Raw genomic sequence first — 25,356 nt, 5'->3', positions numbered from 1 at the left:
TAAACTGAATTTTATTAATCCCCTCTTGAGCGTAATAGTCCATTAAAAGACAGCCTTCAAACTTATAAGGTTAAAAAGCAAGTCGCAGTATCGACTCACCCCGACATCGCTTCGCTCGTCACCCCTCTCTTCGCCTGCGGCGGAAAGAGGGGATTTTTCCTTTTTTTGCCCTCTTTGCGGCGAAGCTGGAGAGAGGACGGTCCAGCGGAGCGTAGACCGGGTGAGTCGATTTTATTCATATCAATTATTCCATTTAAAAAACCGGAGTGGTTTGTTATTAATCGCGACGACATATATAATGCCCTTCGCCGTTTTAATTGTTTTAATATCCCGTACCTCGCCCCGGAATAATAACCCGGAAGATGCGCCGGAGCTATTGATGAGTTCCTTCTTATTATTCAACAGCATCACATCGCCATAATCAGCATCGTATTTGCCTTCATAAGGTAATACGCCGCTAAAATTACCACCGGCCAGTACGCCTTTATTGCTTCCCAAAGAAAATACATCAAGGCCAAAAAGCGGCGCTACCTGAGCCGATGCCGGGAAAGCTTTGAACTCAAAATTCCCCTCACCTTTGTTATAAAAAACACCTGATTGAAACGATGCTGCCGTCAACGGTTTATTGGTATTTAGGCTATCACCAAATAACTGCTCGACCGTTTTACCGGCAAAATTGTGAAAGTATAAAAACTTCTTTTTGATGAGCGGTACCTGTTTTTCGATATCGCCTTTGCCTAAAAAGGTGTAATACTTTTGATCGATGCCATAAGCTACAATGGGGTCAACAGTACCGTTCTTATCCAAATCAGAGAGGTAAAGTTTCAGCGGATTATCAAGCGTAGGTTTCAGTTTGGAATTGCAGCCATAATTACCGGCAAGTATATCTATTTTCCCGTCGCCATCCACATCAGCCAGTACTACTTTTTGCCACCAGCCCGATAGCTGTTCCATTTCGGTTTGATGCTGTTGTACCAGTTTACCTTTTTTGTTGAGGTATATTTTTACAGGCATCCATTCGCCTGCAACCACCAGGTCGGGCCAGCCATCATTATCCAGATCAGCAAAGGCGGCGGAGCGCAGCATCCCGGCATATTTTAATTCGTCGGGAATAGCTACCAGGTGATATACACCATGACCATCATTCATTAACAGGTACGATTCAGGGATCTTACCAAAGCCAAAACTATCCGGTGCGCCACCCACAAAAATATCGGGATATCCATCATGGTTCACATCGGCTACAGCTACAGCTGCTTTATTTACTTTGATGGATGGAATATTGACTGAGCGTGAAAAATTGCCCTTACCATCGTTCATGTACAGCCTGTCGGCCAACTCCGGCGAGCCGGTTCGTAGCTCGTTGCCACCGCTGGCCACATACAGATCGGGGAAGCCATCATGATTGACATCCAGGAAAACCGCGTCCACATCTTCACTTGCCGAATCCGTTACAAAAGCGGGTTGCACTGAGGGTTTAAAATCGCCGGTTGTGGTTTGGATAAATAAAGCGCCGGACTGGTTACGGGCCCCGCAAACATACAAATCGTCCAGACCATCATGGTTTACATCGGCTACAGCTATCCGCGGTCCTTCGGCCGAAAGCATATGAGGAATGAGGGGCTGTTGGTTGAAATCAACAAAATCATCTTCGCGGTGCTTCCAGTTGGTGTGAATGGTATTGGTAATTTCCTGAAGTAAAGGTTTCGGCGAGGGGAAGAACTGTTTATAATCAAACTGGCCCGTCACGTTATGTTGATCGATCGTTAACTGCTGATTAGCTTTTACATTTTTGAATAACTGGGTTGCCTGATTGGGCCAAACGATCAGCACACTATCCACATTCTTACTTTTGCCTAAACCAAAATGCAGCCTCGGCTCTACCGATGATTCAAAGCCCCGGGTAAGCATCAATTGTTCATATTGCATTTGCCCGCCACAAAAAACATAAGCTTTTACACCTATACCAAAATTGTTATCATGCCTACCCATAAATTTGAGACTGAGATAGGATGTTTGGGGTGAATTATTTTTATAGATACCGGCTTCGTGGTTCACGTTATTGGTCACCAGGTCGAGCCGACCGTCGTTATCCAGATCGGCGTACACCGCGCCATTGGCTAAGCCGGGGGTTCCCATTCCCCAGTCGATGCTTTTATCGGTAAATTTTTCATTTGCGTTTCCTTTAAATAAATAGCTGTGTACCGATCCCAATGGCATTTTATCCAGCACCGTACTATCAAAGCCCCGGCCGCTGTTCAGCATACCCTGCACCTGGTCGTTCGAAACATAGGTAACATAATCCATATCCAGCGCGCGGCGTTTGATGCCATTGGCTATAAACAGATCTTTGATGCCATCGTTATCAAAATCAGCCAATAGCGGGCTCCAGCTCCAGTCGGTAGCATACACGCCATCCATCAGGGCTACGTCACTAAAAGCTTCGCCATTGCCCATGTTTTTTTGCAGGGCGTTGCGTGAGTACTGATCCTGAAAACCATTGCGGGTGATCTTGAATTTATACTGATCATAGGATTCATCGCCGCCATAACTTTTTAGCACGGTTTCTTCGGATGGAAGCATATCAGCGGTGATAATATCCAGCTGGCCATCATTATTAAAATCGGCCATATCATTACCCATGCTGAAGCGGCTGTAATGATTAAAATGTTTGGCGCCCGATTCAGTGAACGTTCCGTTGTGGTTGTTGATGTAGTAATAATCATTCTCATGAAAATCATTACCAACATAAATGTCTTCCCAGCCGTCGTTGTTCAGATCACCAACCGCTACGCCCAGGCCATAGCCCAGCGCACTGCTGTAAATACCCGCCTTTTTGGTTACATCCGTAAAATGCCCGCCGGTATTGAGATATAATTTACTACCCGCCAGTTTATTTTCGGTTTTACGCATGGCCGTATCGCCATAAACAGCTACGGAATGGTCCGACTGGTTGAGCAGGTAGCAATCCAATTTGCCATCGTGGTTATAATCAAAAAACACAGCCTGTGTAGAGAAACCCGAAAAATCAAGCCCATATTCAGCAGAACGTTCGGTAAACGTACCGTTGTGGTTATTGATGTAGAGTAGGTTATGCCCCTTTAAACCCAGCTTCCCGGCTACCGCGCATACGTAAATATCCAGGTAGCCATCGTTATTAACATCGGCCATGGTAACACCGGTGCTCCAATCGGCCGAACCTGCGATACCGGCTTTCTGGGTAATATCTTCAAACTTGAAATTACCTTTGTTCAGATAGAGTTTATTTCCCCCTTTTTGATTGGCTGTAAAAAACAGATCTGGCAGTCCATCATTATTGATATCGCCCACAGCTACGCCAGCACCGTTATAATAATACAGATAATCCAGAATACCTGGCCGTTCATTATCGCTGATGCGGTTTACAAAATGGATATTAGTTTGAGCGGAGGATAACTGCTCAAGGAGTGGGGGTGCAACAGTTTTTTGTTTGCACGAAATCACTCCCAAAAGCAATAACGCTAAAAAATAAAGTGATCTGTACTGCATGGTATAAATTATGTTAAAGCACCGGGTAATTAACCTGCATGTTTATGATATCATCGTCGCTGGCAGGGGGTTTATTATCCAGATATCTTTCAAATGGCGCTATTTGTTTTAATAAGGAATGATCTTGCATATATTTTTCCATAGCGTTATATAACTGTTGCCTGCCGCTGTATTTGCCTTTATAATCGCCCACTAACCATTTACCTCCAGGCATATGCATAAAGGTAATATCGCCGGTTGAATTTACCTGTTTATTTACAGGTATCCCGATCAATATCTGCAACGAATCTGTTTTTTTAGGATAATAAGCTCCTGCTAAAGATTGCCGGACTTGTAAATTATTCCGCGCGATAAAATCACGTACATCTTTTGCCGCACGGGCTATTTCAGCATATCTATTTCTGGTAAGTATGGTTTCCTTTTTAATAGCCAGATAAGTTTCATCAACATTTTTTTCGTTGATATTAAACCCATAATACTGTTTGGCATTTTCCATAAATCCCTTCAACGATCTAAGATCGTCAAGTATGTTTCCGGACGAATCAAGCTTCGAAAGCAACCATTTACCCACGTTATTTTTAACATCAACAACTATGGTCGTATGGTTATTTGCCACATCCGGCATCACCGTATAACAATACTGGTGTTCCAAATGATTTTGTGTTCTGGTAACATTAAAAGTATTAGCGCTCATACTTTCTACTTTAAAAGACTGCCCGGGTATACTGATCAAAAATGTACGACTATCTGCAGTTAATTTATCTTGTCTAGCATTGGTCAACTCATTCCTGATATCGGGCTGCCAGCGTTTCCAGTTATCGGCTGATATCAACTGCTGGCATACCTCAAAATAATTTGCCTTGATACTAATACTGGCATGTTGATGAAATGGTATAAAGGCCGCAATGATGAGTAAAACGAGTACAGCAAATGTTATTTTCATGTTTTAGGAACCACACTGAAATTACAATATTATTTGGATTGGTCTGCAATCTTATTCAGCGTTTTTTATAAAAACAATGGAACAGTTTTAAGCTGTTCCATTGTTCTATTAGCATAAATCAAATGTATTAATTAATAACCCGGGTTTTGTTTCAACAATGGGTTAGTATTAATTTGTGGTTGAGGTATTGGGAACAGGAATGTATGATTATCGGCTGCATCCTGAACTTTACCAGGCAGGCGCGGACCAGTATAGTATTTTGTACCGGTTGCTACTTCAAACCTGATCAGGTCGTTCCTGCGCCAGCCTTCCCACGCAAACTCACGACCGCGTTCGGCCAGCAGGTTGTCATAGGTAATGGTGGTAAAATCAGGCACACCGGCCCTTTTCCTTATTTTGTTCACATTGGTGAGGGCAGTAGCCATATCGCCTTTATGAAAGGCTGCCTCGGCTACCATCATGTAAGCATCAGCTAAACGAAAACGCACGCCATCATTACTGGTACCATCACTACCGGTACCGGGTTGTGGTTGATACTTCACACTACGGGCGCCTGCATATTTAAAGCTATCAGCAGCATTGCTTAACTCATTAACATAAATACTTAACACCGTGCCGTTAATAGGAGCTCCTGCAGCGGTGAATTGCTGCCCGGTAAGCCACATTTTTTTACGAGCATCGTCGGCTGTAAATGTACGATAGAAAGCCGTTGGCGCGCAAAAACCGTTATAAGGCTGATTGGTTAAATTGAACGTTTGGTTGTTGTTATAATTCAGCGTGTACATCTGTATCACGTTACCCTTTATTGCCGGATAATTGAATGGTATGCAGAATATGTTTTCGACAGAACTACGGTTGGTGTAAGTAAAGTTATCTAAAAAGTTAGGTGTTAAACTGTACTTGTTAGAGTCAATAACCGTTTGGGCTGTTTGGCGGGCTTTGTCCCATTGTTCGGTACCTGTATAAACCTGTGCGTTCAAGTATAGTTTAGCCAGTAGCATATAACCTGCCCATTTATTAAAGTGTCCGTAAATAGCCGGGGTTTTGGTGGCATTATCGCTTGACAGCAACGGGATATTTTTTACCAGGTCTGATTCCAGGTAGGTATAAACATCTGCTCTTTTAACCGGAGCTAAGCTTGCGGATGTGCTATATGATGTTACCACAGGTATGTTACCATAAAGGTCCATCATTAAAAACAAATAATAATCCCTTAAAACGCTAATCTCAGCAACAAGCGCCGGCGCATTTGACGGCTTATCGGCCAAACCATTGATAATACTGATAACAAAATTACATTTGGTAATACCGTTGCTCAAATCTTGCCAGCCGCCATTAGCATTGGAGTTATTGGCATCTACCGTATGTTGCCATAACTGTACGTGCACACCGCCATCATACCAGTCGTTACCACGGGTAGGAATGATCATTTCATCGGTTGAGGCCTCATTCAGTTGAAAAACATTTTCGGTTTGTAATGGTGTTAATGCCGCATAGGCAGGTGCCAAACCAGCAGCTATTTGTGCCGGCGTTTTATAAAAGTTTTCTATAGGCACAACGCTATAGGTATTTTGATCAAGCTTTTTGCAGGATTGAGTAAGTATGCTCCCCGCCACTACAGACGCGAGCAGGCATAATATATTTCTTTTTTTCATCTCTTTAAATTTAATTATAACAGCCACTATTTAAATGAAACACTTGCGCCAAATGTGAATGTTCTTGCTTTTGGATAATAAGCATAACCACCATAATCGGCATCAATATAGTTTTGGTTAGGGTTGTTATTCGGTGCAACGTCAACCTCTGGGTCCAAGCCTCTGTATTTGGTAATTACAAAAACGTTATTGGCTGCCACATAAAGCCTTAAAGAGTTTAGCCCTTTAATATGGTTAAATGTATAACCCAATGACGCATTATCCAATCTTAAAAAAGATGCACCTTCCAGCCATCTGTCAGATGCTGTTGGCGCGCTGGTAACTCCGTTTGTTAAAGCAGCACGGGTAGTATTTGTTGATGGTAAACGAGAAACTGTTTCATAATCTAACAAGGTGTTGTTAAATACTTTGTTACCATAAACACCACGGAAGAAGAAGCCCAGGCTCCAGTTTTTATAACTAAAGTTGTTTGTAAAACCGTAGTTAAATTTGGCGCTCGGATCAACATAATGGCTTGGCGGAATATTACCAGTGTATTCGGCAAGGGTTTTGCCATCAAACTGCTCTACACCCTGTGCATTGATGCCGGTATAATGCGGCAAATAAAACACGTAAGGAGAATATCCTGGTACAAAACGGGTAATAGCTGTTGAGCTTAAGCCCTGACCTTGTGCAAATCCAACATCCAGAAAGCTGGTGTTTACTTTTTGCCCATCGGCTAAAGTTCCGGAAAGGTTAGCTATCCTGGTTTTAACAAAGTTGATATTTCCAGACGCGGTCCAGTTTAGCCCGGTGCCTGTTAGTATCTGGCCGGTAAGGGCAATTTCCAATCCTTTATTGGTCATTGTACCTACGTTGGCAAATGTGGTGCTAACCAGGTTTGGAGGTGTTGCAACGGTGCTGTTAAAGAGCAGATTTTTTGTTTTATCGCTGTAATAGTTGATATCACCTGTTAAGCGGTTGTTAAACAAAGAGAAATCCACACCAATGTTTCTGCCTACCCTTGTTTCCCACTTTAAGTATGGGTTGGCATTTTGGTTAGGTGCGTAACTCGCCGGATAATTACCGGTTGAACCATCATAATACCTGTTACCTGGTGCTACCAGCGCTAAACTGCTATAATCACCAATTGGGGTTTGGTTACCGGTTTCACCAAATCCAACTCTAAGTTTAAAATCGTCTACCCAATCCAGGCTTTTAAACAAATCGCGTTTAAGGCGATATGATAAGGCAACTGCCGGGAAGTAGGCAGATTGGAAATTAGCACCAAATTTACTTGACCGGTCATTACGTACAGATACAGTTGCGTAAAAACGACTATCATAGTTATAATTTACACGGGCCAGTAATGAACTTAACTGGTACTCTTCTTTATAAGATCCGATAGGAACAGAAACCGGGGAAATACCGGTACCTAAGTTATTATCCAAACCTTCGGGAACCAGCAGGTTTTGTGCTGCAGCGAAGAAGTAATCATAATAAAACACATCTTTTTCTGCTACGGCTACAACAGAAATATTGTGCTTGCCAAAGCTTTTATCATAGCTCGCGTGTATGTCCCCACTGTAAGAGTTAGTGTTGTAGTTATAATCATTGGCATTGCTCACGCTGTTTTGAGCCTTAAATGATGGCTGAAAATAGTGCGTTTGAACATTGTTACGAACGGTTGAACCGGTAACCCCGATCTTCAATTCAGGTAAAAGATTATAGTTAACAGTACCATTGATATTAGTAAGGTACTCATTATGCCTATTATATATCTCGGTTTGGTATAATACCGGATTGTAAGCATTATAGCCAGCGCCAAAGTCATTAAATGAACCATCGGCAAGTCTAACCGGGATAGTTGGTAAGGCGTTGAAAACATAGCCCAGGTTAGCCAGGTTAGTTAAGCTTCTGTTGGTATTAACATTCGATATACCCAACACCACATCCAGTTTATCGTTTAATGCTTTTTGTTCTGCATTAAATCTTAAGCCTAATTGTTGTTTACCACTGTTAATGATGATACCTGGCTGGTTTTGGTAGTTTAATGATGCACGGTAATTAAAACTGCCGCTACCACCTGAGATAGCCAGGTTATGGCTTTGGATTGCTGCCGTACGGTTCATAGCCCTTTGCCAATCGGTATTAACATCATCACGTTCACCTTGCTGTGTTTGCGGATTGGCTTTAGCTTGGGCGGTGGCCAAATATTCCGAAGTGTTTAACAGGTCATAATAATTTGCCTGTTTGGCCATACTTACATAACCATTGTAGGTAACCTCGGCACGACCGGCTTTACCTTTTTTGGTATTTACAATGATAACACCATTGGCACCTCTTGAACCATAAATAGCTGTTGCCGACGCGTCTTTCAGTACGTCATAAGATTCTATATCACCCGGAGCGATATTTTGAAACTGGCTTGGGTCATTCAGCTGGATACCATCAACCACAAATAATGGCGATTGATCACCCGAAATTGAGGTTTGACCACGCAGGCGGATGCTGATGTTCTGATTCGGGTCGCCACTACCTTCGGTAATCACTACACCCGAAACCTTACCCTGGATCTGTTGAAGCGGGTTAATAACAGCTCCCTGGTTAAAGTCCTTGGCGCTAATGTTTGAAACGGCACCGGTCAGATCCTTTTTGCGCTGCGAGCCGTAACCCACGCTCACTATCTGAACTTCACTTAATGCGGTAGCGCTACCTACCAGTTCAACAGTTATTGCTGTTTTGCCGGTTATATCAACTTCCTGTTTGGCATAGCCGATAAATGATACCACAAGTGTATTATTTGAGGCCGGTAATGAGAGTTTAAAATCGCCATTGGGCCCTGTATTGGTACCAATGGTTGAGCCTTTGGCTACGATGGATACACCAGGCATCGGCGAACCATCATGAGAGTCTGTAACCTTGCCGGTTATTACTTTGTTTTGTGCCATTACCGGCACAGCAAAGAAGCAAAAAATGGCAAGACAGCTTACTTTAAGTAAATTTTTTAGCTGCATAAATTTAGATTTAGTGTTAATTGGTTTGTTATAAATGTAAACTATTAATTTATCAAATAAAATAACCGTAAATGTTATTTTGTTATAATAAATATTAAGTAACTGGCGATTAATTTATTACGATCGTTACTTTTCATAATTACGGAGGACTACAGGTATTGGTAAGCTTTATATTCATATTCAGGTTGGTTTTAAATCAAAAATTACGTCAAAGCCCAATGCCCAACAATCGGCAATAGCATTTAACCCGTTTATTGCAAAAGATCAATATCCTTTGCTACGTTGGTAGCTTAAAAGCTACTCACATGAAAATTTAATTTATTATGGTTTATATTTTATTATCCAGGAAAGGATGATTTATCATGAAAATATTTAAATTATTTTACAGGATATTAAATCACCTCATACAAAGTAATATGCGACTGGGGGCATTACCTATTTTTTTTGTTAAAATATAAGAATATATGGCTTTTTTATAATTCAATAAATTGATAATGAGTCATTTAAAAAAACACACCCTTCAAAAAATATAAATAAAATTTAAGCGTTTTTAAGGTGATTTTATACCACATGTTATACTTAAATCAACCACTTATGGGTTAGGTTTTATTTAACACCTCTACTGCTTTAATTTCCATTATTTTTTGATCAAACTGATCGCCGGAAATTATTGCTTTTGCTTTGATACGCATTTTATATACGTATATGGTGTTTACAGAGTACTCCAAAATATTAGCAATAGTTTCATTATCGCTTATCCCCATCCGTATCAGTGCGAATATCCGGAGGTCGGTATTCAGCACTTCATGATCGCGGGGCCATATCTGGTCTTCCTGCTTAAATAATGAGTTAAAAACAGTAATAAAATTGGGGAATATTTTCAGAAAAATATGATCAAAAGTATAGAATAATAACTCGCGTTCTTTTTTAATATTTATTTCATTAACAGCCAGCTGTATATCATCATATTTTCTTGCCAATAGCTTCCTGTCGATGTTTCGTTTCAGTTTTTCGAGCTTGAGGATATAACCCGATATCACATTAAAAAAATACCCGATGTACTCCTCTTTAATGTGCGTATCCTCAATCAGCTTGTCGTTGATGCTTTCCAGTTGCTGATTTTTTTCTTCGATGATCTTTTCTTTCACCTTTAAGCGCTTGAGTTGGTTAAATATGATGAAGGCCACCATGAGTACCAAAAGTGAAACAGCAGTAATAGATAAGAGGTATACCAGGAATTTATTTTTTTCCTTTTCCATTAAAACCAGCTTCTGGGCAGCTACAACAGGTAATACAGCCCCGATCTTTATTTTCCGGAGCCGGGCGCCATAGTATTCCGCATCATTCATAGCCTGATCCACAAAAGTATAGCCATCTATGATATTACCGGTCCGGTACAGTAAATTACCTAATTCAAAACTCGCCAGGGTTTCTTTTGTTGATGAGCGGATGTCGTTTATAACACCGATGATCAGCAGATTGGTGCGTTCTTCTACCTCTGAGGGAGCACGATAAAATTGCGAAAGCCCCGTAGCCATCATAGCCCGCTGATGGGTGGTTAAAGGATACTGATAAAGTAAGCGGGAGTAATATTCAGACGGCTTTTTGGTATCTCCCAGCCTTACCTGTTTATCACCCTGATGCCTTAACCACTCATATGAATTTGGCTTACAAAGTGCTATGGTGGAGTCGAGATATTTGATGGATAAGTTGTTATTATACTGACTATAAAATACATTGTCGTCATAATCGGCCAGGTCTGAATGGGCACGGGCTTTTAGCGAATAATATTCAATCTTACTGTCATCACTTAGTAATTGAACGTTGATCCCGTTAAAGCAGTCAAAGGCCTCTTTGAACATACCAGCCGAAAGCAATATGAAACCGAGCTTAATTTTACAATCATTCTGTTTTTTAGCATCATGCTGTATATCGCTAATATCCTGCATTTTATGAATATATACGTAAGCCGAATCAAATTGATAAACTTTATACGCTTCATATATATTGCTGCATAGCCTGTATCTGCTATTTTGGTCAGTTAAAGGGGTTGTTGATAATGCTGTTTTGAGTTTTTGTATGTCGGCCTCTTTTTTGTCGTCGTAAATTTTTTTTCTTGTAAGTTCCCGCTTTAGCTCGGTCAAAAGGCTATCTGTTTTTGATGACGCGAAGGTGGCGGCAGATCCAAAAAGTACAAGAAATAAAATTAGTATATAAACTCTCATAGTAAATCGATTAACTGATATGGTGTACTGCAATAGCTTAAATTTGTCTAAAAAAACTGGCGTTGTAATTTACCTACAACACCAAAAAAAATGATAATTGTTTAAAAACTGTTACAACTGATCAACCTGGTAATGATTCAACAAGTTTAGCAGCACACCGTTGGTCCACCCAAAACCATCCTGCAGCGGATATTCACCGCCACCGGCCTTTGATCCCGTATCCAGCACATTATACTTCTCCATCAGCTTTCCCGTTGCATCAAAAACCCGCATATTGGTACGTATCCAGGCTTCGGCAATGGAACGGGCCAGCTCGTTCTGACCATAATTTTTTAAGCCGTCTATAGCCATATATTGCAACGGCGCCCAGGCATTAGGGCTATCCCATTGCTGGCCCGACCGGTTAAAGGTGGTTACCAAACCGCCCGATTTAAAGAATTTTATCCGGAGCGCTTGAGCCACTATTTTTGCCTGCCGCTCGTCGGCTATCTTAAACTCAAGCGGGAATACACCGGCTAAGGTTTGATGGGGGGTGATCTTGTTCAATTGCCAGTTATAATCCATAAACCAGCCTGTACTTTCGCTCCAGCTATATTTCTGTATCGCTTTTTTACGTTGCTGAGCTTTGCTTAAATAAACCCTGTATTGGCTGCCATTTCCTGCTAACTGGTAGCTTTGGGCGATGGATAATTCCAAATGATAAAGCAGGCAATTCAGGTCAACCGGAATGATACTGGTGGTTTGAATGGTTGCCAGATTGCCTGTGGTATCAAACCAACGGGTACTGAAATCCCAGCCCGACTCGGCCGCGGCACGGATGTTACGATAAAAATCACCCGGCTTTTGCAGGGTTGTTTTGGCGGCTTCCACATCCTTTTTAAATGACTCCTCGCGCGGCTGGTCCGAGTCGTCCCAGTAACGGTTCAGCAATTCGCCACCCGGCATGCGTACTACCATGCGGTGAGCCTGGCCGGCCTTTAATTTTTCGCCGCCTTCCATCCAAAAGGCGTATTCTTTTAAAAGTTCCGGCTGATATTTTACTAATACCTTCTCCCCCTTATCCTTTGCCAGCAAGTTAAGCATCACCGAGAAAAATGGTGGTTGCGAGCGTGTTAAATAATAGGTACGGGTTCCGTTTGGAATAAAGCCATACTTATCTATCATGTAAGCAAAATTGTCGATCATGTTTTCAATGATCTGTGTTTTATGGCTCTCCTGCAAACCAAGCATGGTAAAGTACGAATCCCAATAATAGGTTTCACGGAAACGGCCTCCGGGGACTATAAAATCATGCGGCAAGGGCAGCAATGACGAATATTTAGAAACGGTATCATGCCTGCGGTACAACACCTGCCACAAAGTATCAATGTGTTTACGGATACCTGCGGTGATATCGCTTTTAAAAACATCGTTATGGGTGCCGGGAATAAAAAAATTATCGTTTACAAATTGCTTCAGATCAAAACCGGGTTTATTTTTTTGCGCCTCGTAATCTTTCATGATCAGTTCGGGATTACGTTTGGGTGTGGCATCAACAAATATCTTATTATCAGGAAATATATCGGTAAGCTGTACAGCCTCAAACAAGCCCGGATATAATTGCCGGGGAGTAAGACTTTGGGAATATGTTAGTAAAAAAACAAATAACAGTACTAATGTTAAAAGTGCTTTTCTCATGCTTCAGTTAATATAAATGGAAGTATGAAGGTAAATAAAAAGCTCAAAATATGTTAAAAGGCGTAAATAATTAACATTTTGGCATGTGATGGGTCAATTAACAACCTGCTTGTTTAAAAAGCGGCGGCAATTGCTGCAATTACGCTAAGGATTAAAATATTTAATCCAGGTCCACTTCTTCCGTTTTGTACAATTTATCCACTCAGGGGTACTGTATTTTTGAATCAGCTTATTTAACAGATCAACAAATTAATTCAAGAAAGATGAACCAGCTTTTAAGTGCCGTGCCCATATGGGCCATATTCATGATGTGTTTCCATATCCAAAGCCCTGAACCCGAAACCCAATCAAATTTAAGTGAGGCTAAAAAAGCCATCGCTGCAAGCAACCAAATTTATTTCCAGGCTTTTGTAAAAAACGATCCGGCTATTTTTATTAACCGGTACGCGGATAATTGTGTGATCATGCCCCCCAACATGGAGCCGCTGCATGGAGTAGCAGGTGCGCGCCAATTTTTCAAAATGGCGTATGATCAGTTCGGGTTACGCGATGGTAAGTTTATCACTACTGCTGTTTATGGTAACGGCGGGACATTTGTTACTGAAGAAGGGATATGGCAGTCATTTGATGCGCAGCACCGGCTTTTTGATAATGGAAAATTCCTGGTGCTTTGGAAAAAAACAGCAAAAGGCTGGAAAATGTTCCGGGACTCATTTAGCAGCAACCGCAAGAGGAAATAAGGGGAATTATGGATTCCTGTTCGTAAAAACCAGGTGTTCAGATTGGGGCTGAACACCTGGTTCGGTTGACTATGTTCGTTATGCTTGTACCTTATACTCTCCGGGTTGATACTCGCCAACAGGTGCCGGAAACGCAATATTAAGCCGATTATAGCTATTGATGGTGATAATTGCCATAGTCAGATCAATGAGCTCTTGTTCTGAAAATTGGTTACTTGCCTGCTGATAGATCTCGTCAGATACATGGCTCTCGGTAACTTTTGTAAGGGCTTCGGCCCAGGCTAGCGCGGCGCGTTCACGTTCGGTATAAAAAGGGACCTCGCGCCAGGCGCTAAGCAGGTATAAACGTTGTTCGGTTTCACCTTCGGCGCGCAGATCTTTGGAGTGCATATCCAAACAAAAGGCGCATCCGTTAATTTGTGATACGCGGAATTCAATTAAATGTAAAAGTGATTCCTCAACCGGAGATTTGGACAGGTATATAGCTAAACCATAAATAGCTTTCATAGCGGCCTGGCCTTTTTGATGTACATTAAGTCGTTGTTCCATTTTCTTGATCTTTAATGAGTATGAATATTTAATTTATACTCCAATGATGAATGAGATCTTAGAAACTGGACATTATTTAATAAAAAAATTTACATTTATTTTTGCAGCTATGTATTCAGAGGTATCTCGAAGAAAAATGAGGAACCTTTTTCGGGCTCGCTTTCCAGCCACAGCTTGCCATGGTGGCGACTAATGATCTCTTTACTGATATATAAACCGATGCCAAGCCCCGATATATGGGAGGCCAGTTCCTCTACCCGATAAAAACGTGAGAATATGCGTTCCTGGTGTTCTTTCTGGATCCCCATGCCATAATCCTGTACCGTAACTTTAACTTTATCAGGCGTGGCAGAGATGGTTACATTAACCAGTTTTTCCTTTGGAGAGTATTTAATAGCATTGGAAAGCAGGTTAACAATAACCTGTTCAATCCGTTGTTTGTCGGCCGAAATGATGATCTCCTGTTCCGGTTGTTGTAATATGATCTGGTGTGTTTTGGTCGAATACTGGATCAGCTCAATGGTTTCCTGCACAATCTGCGTGATGTTAAAATCGCTAAAAGAAAGGGGCAGCTGTCCGGTTTCTATTTTAGAAACATCCAGCAGATCGGAGATCAGTTCGGATAGCTTTTTAACCTGGAGCAGCGCTTTCTGTAAAAATGGTTTATTACGGTCTGTATCCGGAAGTGTACGATTCAATATCTGCAAATAACCGCTCAAACTGGTTACCGGCGTTTTTAGCTCATGACTGGCCAGGCCAATAAATTCTTCTTTTTTATCATTAAGCTTCCTTATCTCCTCATACAGCTTGGTGTTATCCAGCGCAATGGCAGCCTGTGTGGCAACCCCGAATATCAATTGTTCATGCTCCCGGGTAAATTTACCCGGCTCGGGATGCCCATAAAACAATCCGCCTATTACCGCGCCCGATTTGGAAATTACGGGGACAGCCAGATAACTGGTTACCTGTAAATGCCCTTCGGGCATCCCAAAGAAGGGGCTATTCTTTCCGTATCTCGGATCTTTGGTTATATCATCGGCGCGTACAATACCCTCCCCTGTAAATGTTGGATGAAAAAGTGCCGTGTTCCTGGGTATTCCAAACCGTTCAAAGGCTTCTCTTGGTGCGCCCGACAGTGCAAACAACATATAGGATTCCCCGGCCTCGCTCACGTTGTTATAAAAAAACGCCCCAAACGCCGCGCCGATCAACCGGGTGGTTGCATCCGTTACTTTTTGCAGGATATCGCTCACATCCATCTTCTCTGAAATAACTTTCCCAAGCACATTCAATACCTCCAGGTTTTCCGCGTAGCGTAATAATCTTGCTTCTGTTTCTTTTTGATGGGCGTTATTCCGGATAATTTTGGCGGCGCCGATCACCTTGCCGGTAACATCCCTGATAGGTGAAACCGATATAGAAACGGGGATCTCTAAACCAGCCTTAGTTACCCGGAAGGTTACATAATGTTCCACCTTTTTGTTATTCCGGACTCTTTCCAGGATCAGATCTTCTTCTTCTAAGCGGTCCTCAGGGATAAGTATGGTGATATGTTTTCCGATAACATCTTTTTCTGTATAACCCAGTAAATGCTCTGCTGCCGGATTCCAGCTGGTGATGACCCCATCCAGGGTTTTACCGATAATGGCGTCATCCGACGATTCTACAATGGCAGCCAGTTTGGCACTTTTTTCTTCGGCCAGTTTGGTTTCGGTTTGGTCAACTATGGTACCAATAAAACGTTCTGGCTCTTGTAATTTATTAAAGTAAACTTTACCCTGTGCCCTTAGCCATCTCACCTCCGGCTTATCAAAACGAATAATACGATAGGTCATATCATAAATATGGTCGCCAAGCGGGTCCATGGCCTTATTCATAGCCTGCTCCAGCGCATCCCTGTCGGCAGGGTAAATATGCTCTGTAAACAGCTCGAAATTTATTTCAGCTTCAGGTGCCAGGCCGTACAGATGCTTGCATTCGTCAGACCAGGTAAGTTCGCCGGTTAATGGTTTATAATCCCATGTCCCCAAATTAGCAGAAGCGATGGCCATACGCAGCCGGGCTTCACTCTTTTCGAGCTCGGCCTCACGTTGTTGATATTGAGCCAGCTGTTGCTTTAAATCGGTAAGGTTTTCCATGGTATAGATACAAAACTAAGTTATTGAATTTTGATTCCTGCCAATAAAAACCATAAAAATCGATTATTTTATCATTTTTCAATAAGCTATTTGCTTAATATGAAAAGGATTGAGCAAATTGTTTAATTAGTATGAAATACTCTTTGTATCGCAGCCTCCAGGAATTAACGAAATCCCCATTTCTTTATAACAAAAAACCGGCAGCAAAAATTTGCTGCCGGTTTTTGTTCGTTAATAGTTAATTAGTGATTATTTATAATCCGGATTTTGGATCAACACCCCTCCGCTCTTGTCAATTTCTGTTTGTGGCAGTGGCCATTTGTAAAACTTATCTTCAAAATGATAATTGATGAGGGTGCTTTTTACCGCGTTAAGTACCGGTCCGGCAATGTGCCACCTCAGCAGATCATAATGACGCAGGCCTTCAAAAGCAAGCTCGATCCGGCGTTCATGTCTTATCCTTTCGCGCATCTGATCTTTAGTGTAACCTGCCGGATATGGCGGCATACTCACACGTGCCCGCAGATCAGCCATCGCTTGATAAACGGTGGCGTCCGGACCAGCGATCTCATTCTGAGCTTCGGCATACATCAGCATCACTTCGCCCAAACGTAATACCACAGCATCCTGCTGACTCAGGGTCGAGAAGCCATACGGCATATTATTAGGTTCCAGGAATTTAATGGTACCATAACCGGTAGGCCGCAGGTTTGATGGATGATATACCTTGCCCGGACCAAAATTAACAGAATCGGCATACACGGTTTTCGCCAGCCTTGGGTCGCGGTTATTGAACTGATTCTTGGTATCGGTTAACGGCGATGTGCCATAAGGCTGACCATCGGTACATTCAAACGCATCAACCATATTTTGCAGCGGAGCACAAGCATCCCAGTCGCCATAATACATATCCCAGGGAGTTGTATTATTAGGCGCCAGGAAGTTAATAGAGAAGATGATCTCGGTATTATTCTTCTGTGTGGCATCCCGGAAGATATCCTCAAAATTGGTGCTCAGCTTATACTGTCCCATGAGGTCCTTACACAGATCCCTTACCTGGGTGAGTATGGTCGGATCAGGCGTACCGGTATTACCGAAAGCGGCAAATAACAATACCCTTGCTTTTAAGGCTTTTGCCGAAGATGCAGCCGCATGTCCACCATTAGCATAATAAGCTGCGGTGTTCAAATTGGCAATACTATAATCCAAATCAGTGGTGATCTGGGTCAAAACTTGTGCAGCCGGCACTTTGGGTTGCTTTTGGTTGCTCAGGTTAAGCGGTTGCAGCACCAATGGCACATCACCATAAATGCTGTATAGCTGGAAGTAGAAAAAAGCACGGATGAACCTTACTTCGCCTTCGTACACTTTTCTTTGCGTATCAGAAATATCAGACCCTTTGTAGTTAGCCAGGTTTTGCAGGAACAGATTTATACGGGTGATACCAGTATAACTGTCATTGTAAATACCGGTTTCGTAACCGCCGGTAGTAGGGTTAAAGTTACCCTGAACAAAATCCTTGGAACTGCCGGAGTTAAACTGGTTGTACCCGTTATCGGTAAAGCAATCCCTGAAGCCTATACCTACGGCAAATTCCTCGGGTTGTAAAGCTGCATACACACCCGCAAGGGACTCATCAAAATCAGCTTTGGATTTATAGAAGGTAGCCGTCGCTATCTGATCCGAAGGGTTCAGATCCAACGCTTTTTTACACGCGCCTACAAACAGCGATGTAATTAATATGATGGTTATTATAATTCGATTTTTCATGTGGGGCTAATTAAAAAGTAACATTTAAACCAAAGGAGTATATTTTATTTTGCGGGTATTGTACCCCGTCGCCGCTTCCATAACGCTCAGGATCAAGACCCTTAAACTTGGTTATGGTAAATAAATTATCGCCGGCAAAATAAACCCGAACTCTGTTGATACCCACTTTTTTGGTGAGCTGTGCAGGAATGGTATACCCGAACACCAGGTTTTTAAGCCTTAAATAGGATGCATCCTGCAGGAAGAAGGTAGACCGGCGGCCGATCTTATCCGGCGCGCTCTGACCAAAATAAATGCGTGGCATGGTGGTTGACGGATGCTCAGGCGTCCAGGCATTTAACCAATCTGTAGTTGGCGCAGCACCTTGAACAAAGGGGATAGTTCCCCAGCCAGACACGTATGATTTAACCCCGTAAACCCCCTGGAACATGGCCGACAGGTCGAAACCTTTAAAACTTGCTCCAAGATTAAATGAATAGTTCAATTTAGGAAAAACGCCGCCAATGATGGTTTTGTCATTCTGATCAATTTTACCATCGCCGTTTACGTCCTTATATTTCAGGTCGCCCGGCAGGGTTGAGTCAGAAAACTGCTTAGGAGAATTGGCCACCTCTGCCGCTGATTGGAAAATACCAATCACCTGCAACATATAAAATGAATTTATCGGCTGCCCGGTTTGGTTAATAGTATAATCGCCGATCTCTGTTTGGCCAAATTTTACCAGCTTGTTAGTATTATGATCAACGTTAACACCCACGTTATAAGCAAAGCCGCCTAAAGCGCCATCCCGTATAACGTTATTGTATGATAAACCAAGCTCAATACCGCGGTTGTTCACCACACCATCATTAATAATAGGAGCGCTTAAGCCCACAACGGCGGTAACCTGGGCCTGTCTTAAAATATCAGATGTGGTTTTATTGTACCAATCGGCGGTTAAATTAAAGTTTCTCAAAAGCGTTATATCCAAACCGATATCGGTCATGGTGGTGGTTTCCCATCTGATAACCGGGTTGTTAAGGGCTTGCTGCGCTACACCTGTTGTTAGTGTTGAATTATCAAAAGAGTAGTTAAGGTTTGGATTTCCTCCCAAATTCAATAATGCCTGGAAAGGATAGTTACCAATATTTTGATTACCTACCTTACCCCATGAGCCCCTGAGTTTAAAGTTATCCAGCCAGGTTAAATTCATGGCTTTTACAAAGGGCTCTTCAGTAGCCCGCCATCCGGCAGAAAACGAAGGAAATATTGCCCATTTATTAGCAGGCGGGAATCTTGAACTTCCGTCATCACGAATATTACCTTCCAACAGGTAACGGCCTTTATAATCATAATCCAAACGACCAAAGTATGACATTAACGCCCATTGATTAGAGGTGCCATATGCACTTTGTATATCTGCCCCCCCTGCGTTCAATTCCTGTAAATCCAGGTCAGGAAAGTTTTTTCGATAGCCTTGTAGATATTGATATTTACTTTGCTCAATACTGTAACCAACTTGCGCCTTAATATTATGCCCGTGAAAACCATGGGCGTAATTTAAGTAGCTATATAAATTGGTGTAAACGGTTTGTTCGTCCTGGTCGGTTAAACCCTTGCCCAGGTCCAATTGAGTTTGCAGTTGGTTGGTCTTGAAGTTGTATTCATCCAGGGTGGCTTTAAAATCCTTGTACTTATCCATATTAAAGTTCACCGCACCTTTGGTGTACCAGGAAAAATCCTTATTGAACTGCACTTCAACCCAGCCTTGCGCGTTCACGGCATAATCATTAGTAACCCTGGTAAAGTTTTGATCCAATACAGCTATCGGGTTCTTGTTGTTATACTCAAAGTCATAGGCTTTAAAGGTGTAATGTCCGCTGCCATCAGTCAGGTAAGGCCCATAAGTAGGCGCTTGCGACATGGCCGAAAGAAAAAGGTCCATGGAAGAACCGTCCCATTGGCTTGGTGATGAAGGATTGCCCGCCACCGCATCTCTGGTACCTGATTTTAGCAATACGTTGGTGCCGAATTTGATATGATCGTTGATCTTGGAGGCTAAATTGATACGGGCGCTGTATCGCTTATAATCAAAGCCGCGCTCAATACCATTTTGATTAATATAGCCCAATGACACATTATAGGTGGTTTTATCATTACCGCCGCTAAAAGTAAGGTTGTGATTTTGGGTTGGAGCTGTCCTGAATATTAGGCTCAGCCAATCGGTATTCGGATAGTGTAGCTTATCTGTACTGTTACGGTACAGGTCGATCTGATCTTGCGGATAAAGGGAGTTAGGGTCTGTTGTGCCGCTGTTAATACGGGCCTGGTTAAACATCTCCATGTACTGCGCCGAGTTGGTTACCAGTTTATACATGTTGGTAGGGCTGTAAAAACCCACGTTGCCATCATAACTTACCGACATTTGCCCGGCCTTACCTTGTTTGGTAGTGATGAGCACAACACCATTGGCTGCCCTTGATCCATATATAGCAGTAGAAGCAGCATCTTTTAATACGGATACGTTATCAATATCGGTTGGGTTAAGATCACTGAAATTGCCAGGTACACCGTCAATTAACACCAGGGGATCCGTACCAGCGCCGCTAAAGGTGCCAACACCACGAACCTTAATGGATACGCTTTCGTTACCTGGTTCACCAGAGCCGACATTTACCGCTACACCGGGAGCTAATCCCTGAAGCATGGAGGCAGGATTCACTACCGGGCGCTTGTTCAGCGTTTCGCCGCTAACAGACGAAACCGCCCCGGTGAGGTTCACTTTCTTTTGTGTGCCGTAGCCCACTACCACAATTTCATTTAATGCCGATGGTTGCTCTTTAAGCATCACATCAATTTGGGTTTGGGTACCTACCGCGATCTCTCTTGACGCGAAACCCACAAAGCTGAAAACCAGTACAGCACTGCTATTGCTTACCGATACTTTATAACGGCCATCAATACCGGTTTGGGCGCCTACATCGGTACCTTTTACCTTAACGGTTACACCTGGCAGCGGTACGCCTTTATCGTCTGTTACCTGGCCGGTAACAACAATATCCTGGACAGCAGCGACCTCGGCTTGTTTGGGAGTAACCACAATGGTATTGTTATTCACCACGTAGCTAAATGGCTGATCCTGGAAGCACTGCTTTAAAACATCGCTCAGATCGGCATTTTGCAGGTGTACATTTACCGGCACCGCCTTTTTGAGCAGTTTGGCGTTATAAAACACGCTGAATCCACTTTGCAGGTGAATTTCCTGCAGGGTTTCGGCCAGGGAAGCGTTATTTTTATCAAGACTGATCTTTTGTGCAAATGACGTTGCGGCGCTCACTTGCAGTATAGAAACCAGGCACAAAAAAAACGACAATTTCATAATCAGAAATAATTTAGATTTAAGGCAGGGCCATTCCCTGCATCTTATTGCAGCAGATTTTTTATACATTTGAATGTTAGGTTAAATAATTGGTTATGAGAAATATGATCATTGATTGATACCTGGCAGCTATTCAAAGCTTTATACCAGGGGCGCTGCGAACGCTCCTGGTTATAAACAGGTAAATATTATGGGTAAGGAAAATTTACTTCATAATAATCACCCTCCTTCCCTCTATCTTATAATGAATTGAGCGGGTTAGCACCATCACATCCAGTAACTCCGTTATATTTTTGTATTTGGATACAGTACCTCCAAATTCATTCTTCTTCACATCATCATCCCGGTATTCCACATCAACATCGTACCAACGGCCCACTTGTTTCATCACCTCGGTGATATTGAGATCGTGGAATATAAAAAGACCGTTTTTCCAGGCCATGGTTTGCTGTATATCGGCGGGGCTTACTTTGATGGTCGCGCCGTTAACAGCATCACCCTGCTGACCTGGCGTCAACATTACTGCCGAGCTGCCGCTGGTCATCCGCACCGAGCCCTCCAATAGCGTAGTGGTTATATTATTGTTATCTCCATAAGCGTTTATATTAAAGTGGGTACCAAACACCTGCACTTTTGTGCCGTTGGCCTGTACAATAAAAGGTTTGGCTTTATTTTTAGCTACTTCAAAATAGGCTTCACCTGTTAATTCAACCTCGCGGGTTACACCGGTAAAGGCTTGCGGAAACCTGATAGATGAAGCCGCGTTGAGCCAAACCCGTGTACCATCTTCCAGTACAACCTGGTATTGCCCGCCCCTGGGTGTAGTAATGGTATTAAACTCGGGCGTTGTGACAGCAGTAGTATTGTTATTTGAATTGGTAAAATGATATACCAGCATACCATTCCCGGTTTTACTTACAGTAACACCAGGTCTGGATGCCAGTTTGCCGTTTTGGGCATCATCAAGCACAATGCGCGAGCCATTGGCCAAGGTTAAATATGCTTTGTTGCCGCCGGGTAATATGGGCGGCTGTACTTTATTTGTCAGCTTTACAGTACCAGTTTCTTGATTTTTTTTACGCTGCATAAAAAACAGCCCTGCAAACAACACCGCCACAAAAACCGCCGCCACCTGCAACCAACGGTATTTGGTAACCTTACGTGATGGTAGCTGAACTATTTTACGATTATCGTTTAATCGCTGCCATATGCGGGTACGCACATCTTCTTCTTTCACCAGGTCATCATTCCAGCCCTCTTCGGCCAATATCATTTCATCGCGGTATGTATCCAGCAACTTTTTTTCGTCGGCTGTACATTGCCCGCTCATGTACTTTTCGTACAAAGCAAGGAATTCTTCTTTGGTTATCATTAGGCTGTAATAGCAGGTTTATACTTTGTTAGTGTAAATTTTATATAGACACACACATCAATTTTTATTTTTTTTTCGGTTAATCATTAATTGTCGAATTATTTGGCGGGCTTTTCCTAATTTTATCCAACCAGTTGTATGTACAATTCCCCGATTAATGACGCTGAGCTGTGGCTTGCCATCCGTAATGATGACGAACAGGCTTTTGCCGTGCTTTTTGATCGGTACTGGTTACGACTGTATAAAACGGCTTTACGCTACCTGAAAGATCGCGAGGCCAGCGAAGAAGCAGTACATGATGTGTTCCTGAATATTTGGAACAGGAGGCAGCAACTCGAGATCGAATCATTCCCTAACTTTTTATTAACGGCTATCCGGTACCAGGTTTATAACCGGATGCGGGCGGTAAAATCGCCGGTTGTTTTAACCATTTCCGATACGGAGATCAGCGAATTGCTGGTTCATAATGACGGTGAAAGCCGGATCAAAGACCAGGAGCTGCTGCATGAATTAGGACGGTACCTGGACCAATTACCCAAGCGCTGCCAGGAAATTTTCCAGATGAGCCGCATCGATCACCTTTCGAACCAGGAAATAGCCGGTCGCCTGGGCATCTCTAAGCGAACGGTCGAAAACCAGATCACCATGGCGCTCAAACATCTGCGGGGTTGCCTTAAACATGCGTCGGCTATTATTTCTTTGTGGTATATTCTTAAATAGGCTTTTCGCATAGCCAACTTACCCGACCATCGCAGCGCTCAGTCACTCTCTCTTCGCCTGCGGTGCAAAGAGGGTAAAGACATTTCTCCTTCCGCGCGTCATTGCGAGGCACGAAGCAATCCCCAATAGGCAAGTCCGCTCTGTATAGCATAGAGATTGCTTCGTACCTCGCAATGACGTTGTTTTTTAAGCCCCCTCTTTCCGCCGCAGGCGAAGAGAGGGGGGGCCAGCGAAGCGCAGACGGGGTGAGTCGTCGCCTGCGTTCAGTCGGGCAAATTTCCACGCCTTCTCCACCAGGTGTTTCGATAATTTTTCGTATATTTATATATCAAACGGCCCGGTTTCCTTTTAGAAGAGGAAACCGGGCTGTTTAATTAAGGACAAAACCAAGCCAAAAATAAACCATTTTACATTCAATTACTTGACTATCAATATATTAATACTTTTTAAACCTTTCAAAACCCATCAAAAATTTGTTAAAAAGTGTTAAAACGGCCTTAAAACTTTGTTAAAGTGACCAAAAGACGAGCGTTTTACGCTGTTTTTGACTAAAAAAGTGTTAAAATAATAGGTTTAAAAAGTTTTTGAAAGGTGTGTAGCATTGGCCCCGGTCTGTACAAGTTTTCTACAGAATCAAAGTCGAAATTTAAATCAAAAAAAGAACCCATGAAAAAATTTGTATCGGTCCTGGCTTTGATGGTGTCCATTGGCCTGCTCCCGCAATTATTGCATGCACAAACCTATGAGCTGGATAAATCGATCTCCCTGCCCGGCGATGGTGGTTATGATTACCTGTCGATCGACAAAGTAAATAACCGTTTATATGTATCGCATGGTACAGTTGTAAACGTAATCGATCTGAAAACAGAAAAACCAGCGGGCCTAATCGGCGATCTGAAAGGCATACATGGAATCGCTATCGACAATAAAGCCAACCGTGGCTTTATCAGCGATGGTAAAGCCAATGCCGTGGTAGCATTTGACCTCAAAACACTGAAAGTTATTGCCACCATAGCCTTAACAGACGCTAATGGCCCCGATGCCATTATGTACGACCCATACGCTGATCGTGTTTTCAGCTTTAATGGCGAGAGTAATAATTCATCGGTAATTGATCCTAATACACTAAAACAGGTTGGCACGGTTGCGCTTGGTGGTGCTCCCGAATTTGCTGTAGCCGATGGTAAAGGCAAAATTTACAATAACCTGGAAGATAAAAGCAGCCTGAACATCATAGATAGTAAAACCTTGAAGGTGATCAAAAACTATCCGCTTGCGCCATGTGGTGGCCCTACGGGTTTGGCTTTGGATGCCGTTAATCAGCGCGTGTTTACGGTTTGCCGCGAAAATAAAGGTGTAAGCGTGGTAAATATTAATACCGGCAAGGTAGTGACCACTTTACCTATTGGCGCCGGTGTCGATGCCGTGGTTTACGATCCTGAAACCAAGCTGATCTTTTGCTCCTGCGGCGATGGCGTAACTACTATTATCAAGCAACTATCGGCCGATGAGTATAAAGTGATCCAGACATTACAGACGGCTTATCGTGCCAAAACCATGGCTCTGGATCCAAAAACACACAAGATCTATTTAAGCGTGGCTGAATTTGTAAAAGGGACACGAACTGCATTACCCAACACTTTTAAAGTATTGGTTTACAAACTGAAATAAATAGAGCGAGTGCG

14 protein-coding genes are annotated in these 25,356 nt (G+C 42.7%); 3 read left to right on the top strand and 11 right to left on the bottom strand.

What is annotated here, in order from left to right:
- Positions 1 to 240 precede the first annotated feature (240 nt).
- The 6 genes from AC57BQ_RS25720 to treF form a co-directional block, all read right to left on the bottom strand.
- Positions 241 to 3,528: a VCBS repeat-containing protein gene (locus tag AC57BQ_RS25720; RefSeq protein WP_496408972.1), complete on the bottom strand. Its 3,288-nt coding sequence runs from the start codon at positions 3,526 to 3,528 to the stop codon at positions 241 to 243.
- A gap of 13 nt (positions 3,529 to 3,541) precedes the next feature.
- Positions 3,542 to 4,471 (bottom strand): GyrI-like domain-containing protein, encoded by a 930-nt coding sequence (locus AC57BQ_RS25715; protein WP_496408971.1) that lies wholly within the window; start codon positions 4,469 to 4,471, stop codon positions 3,542 to 3,544.
- A 131-nt stretch (positions 4,472 to 4,602) separates the two neighbouring features.
- Positions 4,603 to 6,126, bottom strand: coding sequence for a RagB/SusD family nutrient uptake outer membrane protein (locus AC57BQ_RS25710; protein ID WP_496408970.1), 1,524 nt, complete (start codon positions 6,124 to 6,126; stop codon positions 4,603 to 4,605).
- A gap of 26 nt (positions 6,127 to 6,152) precedes the next feature.
- A complete protein-coding gene (locus tag AC57BQ_RS25705; protein ID WP_496408969.1) occupies positions 6,153 to 9,122 on the bottom strand; it encodes a SusC/RagA family TonB-linked outer membrane protein in 2,970 nt (989 codons plus the stop codon).
- 599 nt (positions 9,123 to 9,721) lie between these two features.
- Positions 9,722 to 11,347 carry a SusR family glycan utilization regulator gene (susR, locus tag AC57BQ_RS25700; RefSeq protein WP_496408968.1) on the bottom strand — a complete coding sequence of 542 codons (1,626 nt, stop codon included), beginning with the start codon at positions 11,345 to 11,347 and terminating at the stop codon, positions 9,722 to 9,724.
- 111 nt (positions 11,348 to 11,458) lie between these two features.
- Positions 11,459 to 13,024 carry an alpha,alpha-trehalase TreF gene (treF, locus tag AC57BQ_RS25695; protein ID WP_496408967.1) on the bottom strand — a complete coding sequence of 522 codons (1,566 nt, stop codon included), beginning with the start codon at positions 13,022 to 13,024 and terminating at the stop codon, positions 11,459 to 11,461.
- Positions 13,025 to 13,287: 263 nt separating this feature from the next.
- On the opposite strand from treF, the gene AC57BQ_RS25690 reads away from it, so the two are divergent.
- Positions 13,288 to 13,764 (top strand): YybH family protein, encoded by a 477-nt coding sequence (locus AC57BQ_RS25690; RefSeq protein WP_496408966.1) that lies wholly within the window; start codon positions 13,288 to 13,290, stop codon positions 13,762 to 13,764.
- Positions 13,765 to 13,842: 78 nt separating this feature from the next.
- Here the strand turns inward: AC57BQ_RS25690 and AC57BQ_RS25685 are convergent, their stop codons facing one another.
- The 5 genes from AC57BQ_RS25685 to AC57BQ_RS25665 all read right to left on the bottom strand — a co-directional run bounded on the left by AC57BQ_RS25685 (position 13,843) and on the right by AC57BQ_RS25665 (position 22,951).
- Entirely contained in the window at positions 13,843 to 14,313 is a 471-nt protein-coding gene (locus AC57BQ_RS25685) for a carboxymuconolactone decarboxylase family protein (RefSeq protein ID WP_496408965.1), read from the bottom strand.
- 107 nt (positions 14,314 to 14,420) lie between these two features.
- Complete coding sequence (locus tag AC57BQ_RS25680; RefSeq protein WP_496408964.1) at positions 14,421 to 16,451, bottom strand: PAS domain S-box protein; 2,031 nt, start codon at positions 16,449 to 16,451, stop codon at positions 14,421 to 14,423.
- 249 nt (positions 16,452 to 16,700) lie between these two features.
- Positions 16,701 to 18,221 (bottom strand): RagB/SusD family nutrient uptake outer membrane protein, encoded by a 1,521-nt coding sequence (locus tag AC57BQ_RS25675; RefSeq protein WP_496408963.1) that lies wholly within the window; start codon positions 18,219 to 18,221, stop codon positions 16,701 to 16,703.
- A 10-nt stretch (positions 18,222 to 18,231) separates the two neighbouring features.
- The gene (locus AC57BQ_RS25670) at positions 18,232 to 21,579 is read right to left on the bottom strand and encodes a TonB-dependent receptor (protein ID WP_496408962.1); all 3,348 of its coding nucleotides are present in this window, start codon (positions 21,577 to 21,579) and stop codon (positions 18,232 to 18,234) included.
- A 205-nt stretch (positions 21,580 to 21,784) separates the two neighbouring features.
- Positions 21,785 to 22,951, bottom strand: a complete 1,167-nt coding sequence (locus AC57BQ_RS25665; protein ID WP_496408961.1) for a FecR family protein — start codon at positions 22,949 to 22,951, stop codon at positions 21,785 to 21,787.
- Between the two features lie 138 nt (positions 22,952 to 23,089).
- Between AC57BQ_RS25665 and AC57BQ_RS25660 the strand changes: the two genes are divergently transcribed.
- Both AC57BQ_RS25660 and AC57BQ_RS25655 read left to right on the top strand, forming a co-directional pair.
- Positions 23,090 to 23,671, top strand: a complete 582-nt coding sequence (locus tag AC57BQ_RS25660; RefSeq protein ID WP_496408960.1) for an RNA polymerase sigma factor — start codon at positions 23,090 to 23,092, stop codon at positions 23,669 to 23,671.
- Positions 23,672 to 24,337: 666 nt separating this feature from the next.
- A complete protein-coding gene (locus AC57BQ_RS25655) occupies positions 24,338 to 25,342 on the top strand; it encodes a YncE family protein (protein ID WP_496408959.1) in 1,005 nt (334 codons plus the stop codon).
- Positions 25,343 to 25,356: the final 14 nt, after the last annotated feature.

Source organism: Mucilaginibacter sp. BGA-UO-ETr-C110, assembly GCF_059567985.1.
Note: the sequence above shows the minus strand (reverse complement) of the source record. Positions and strands in the feature narration are given on the sequence as shown.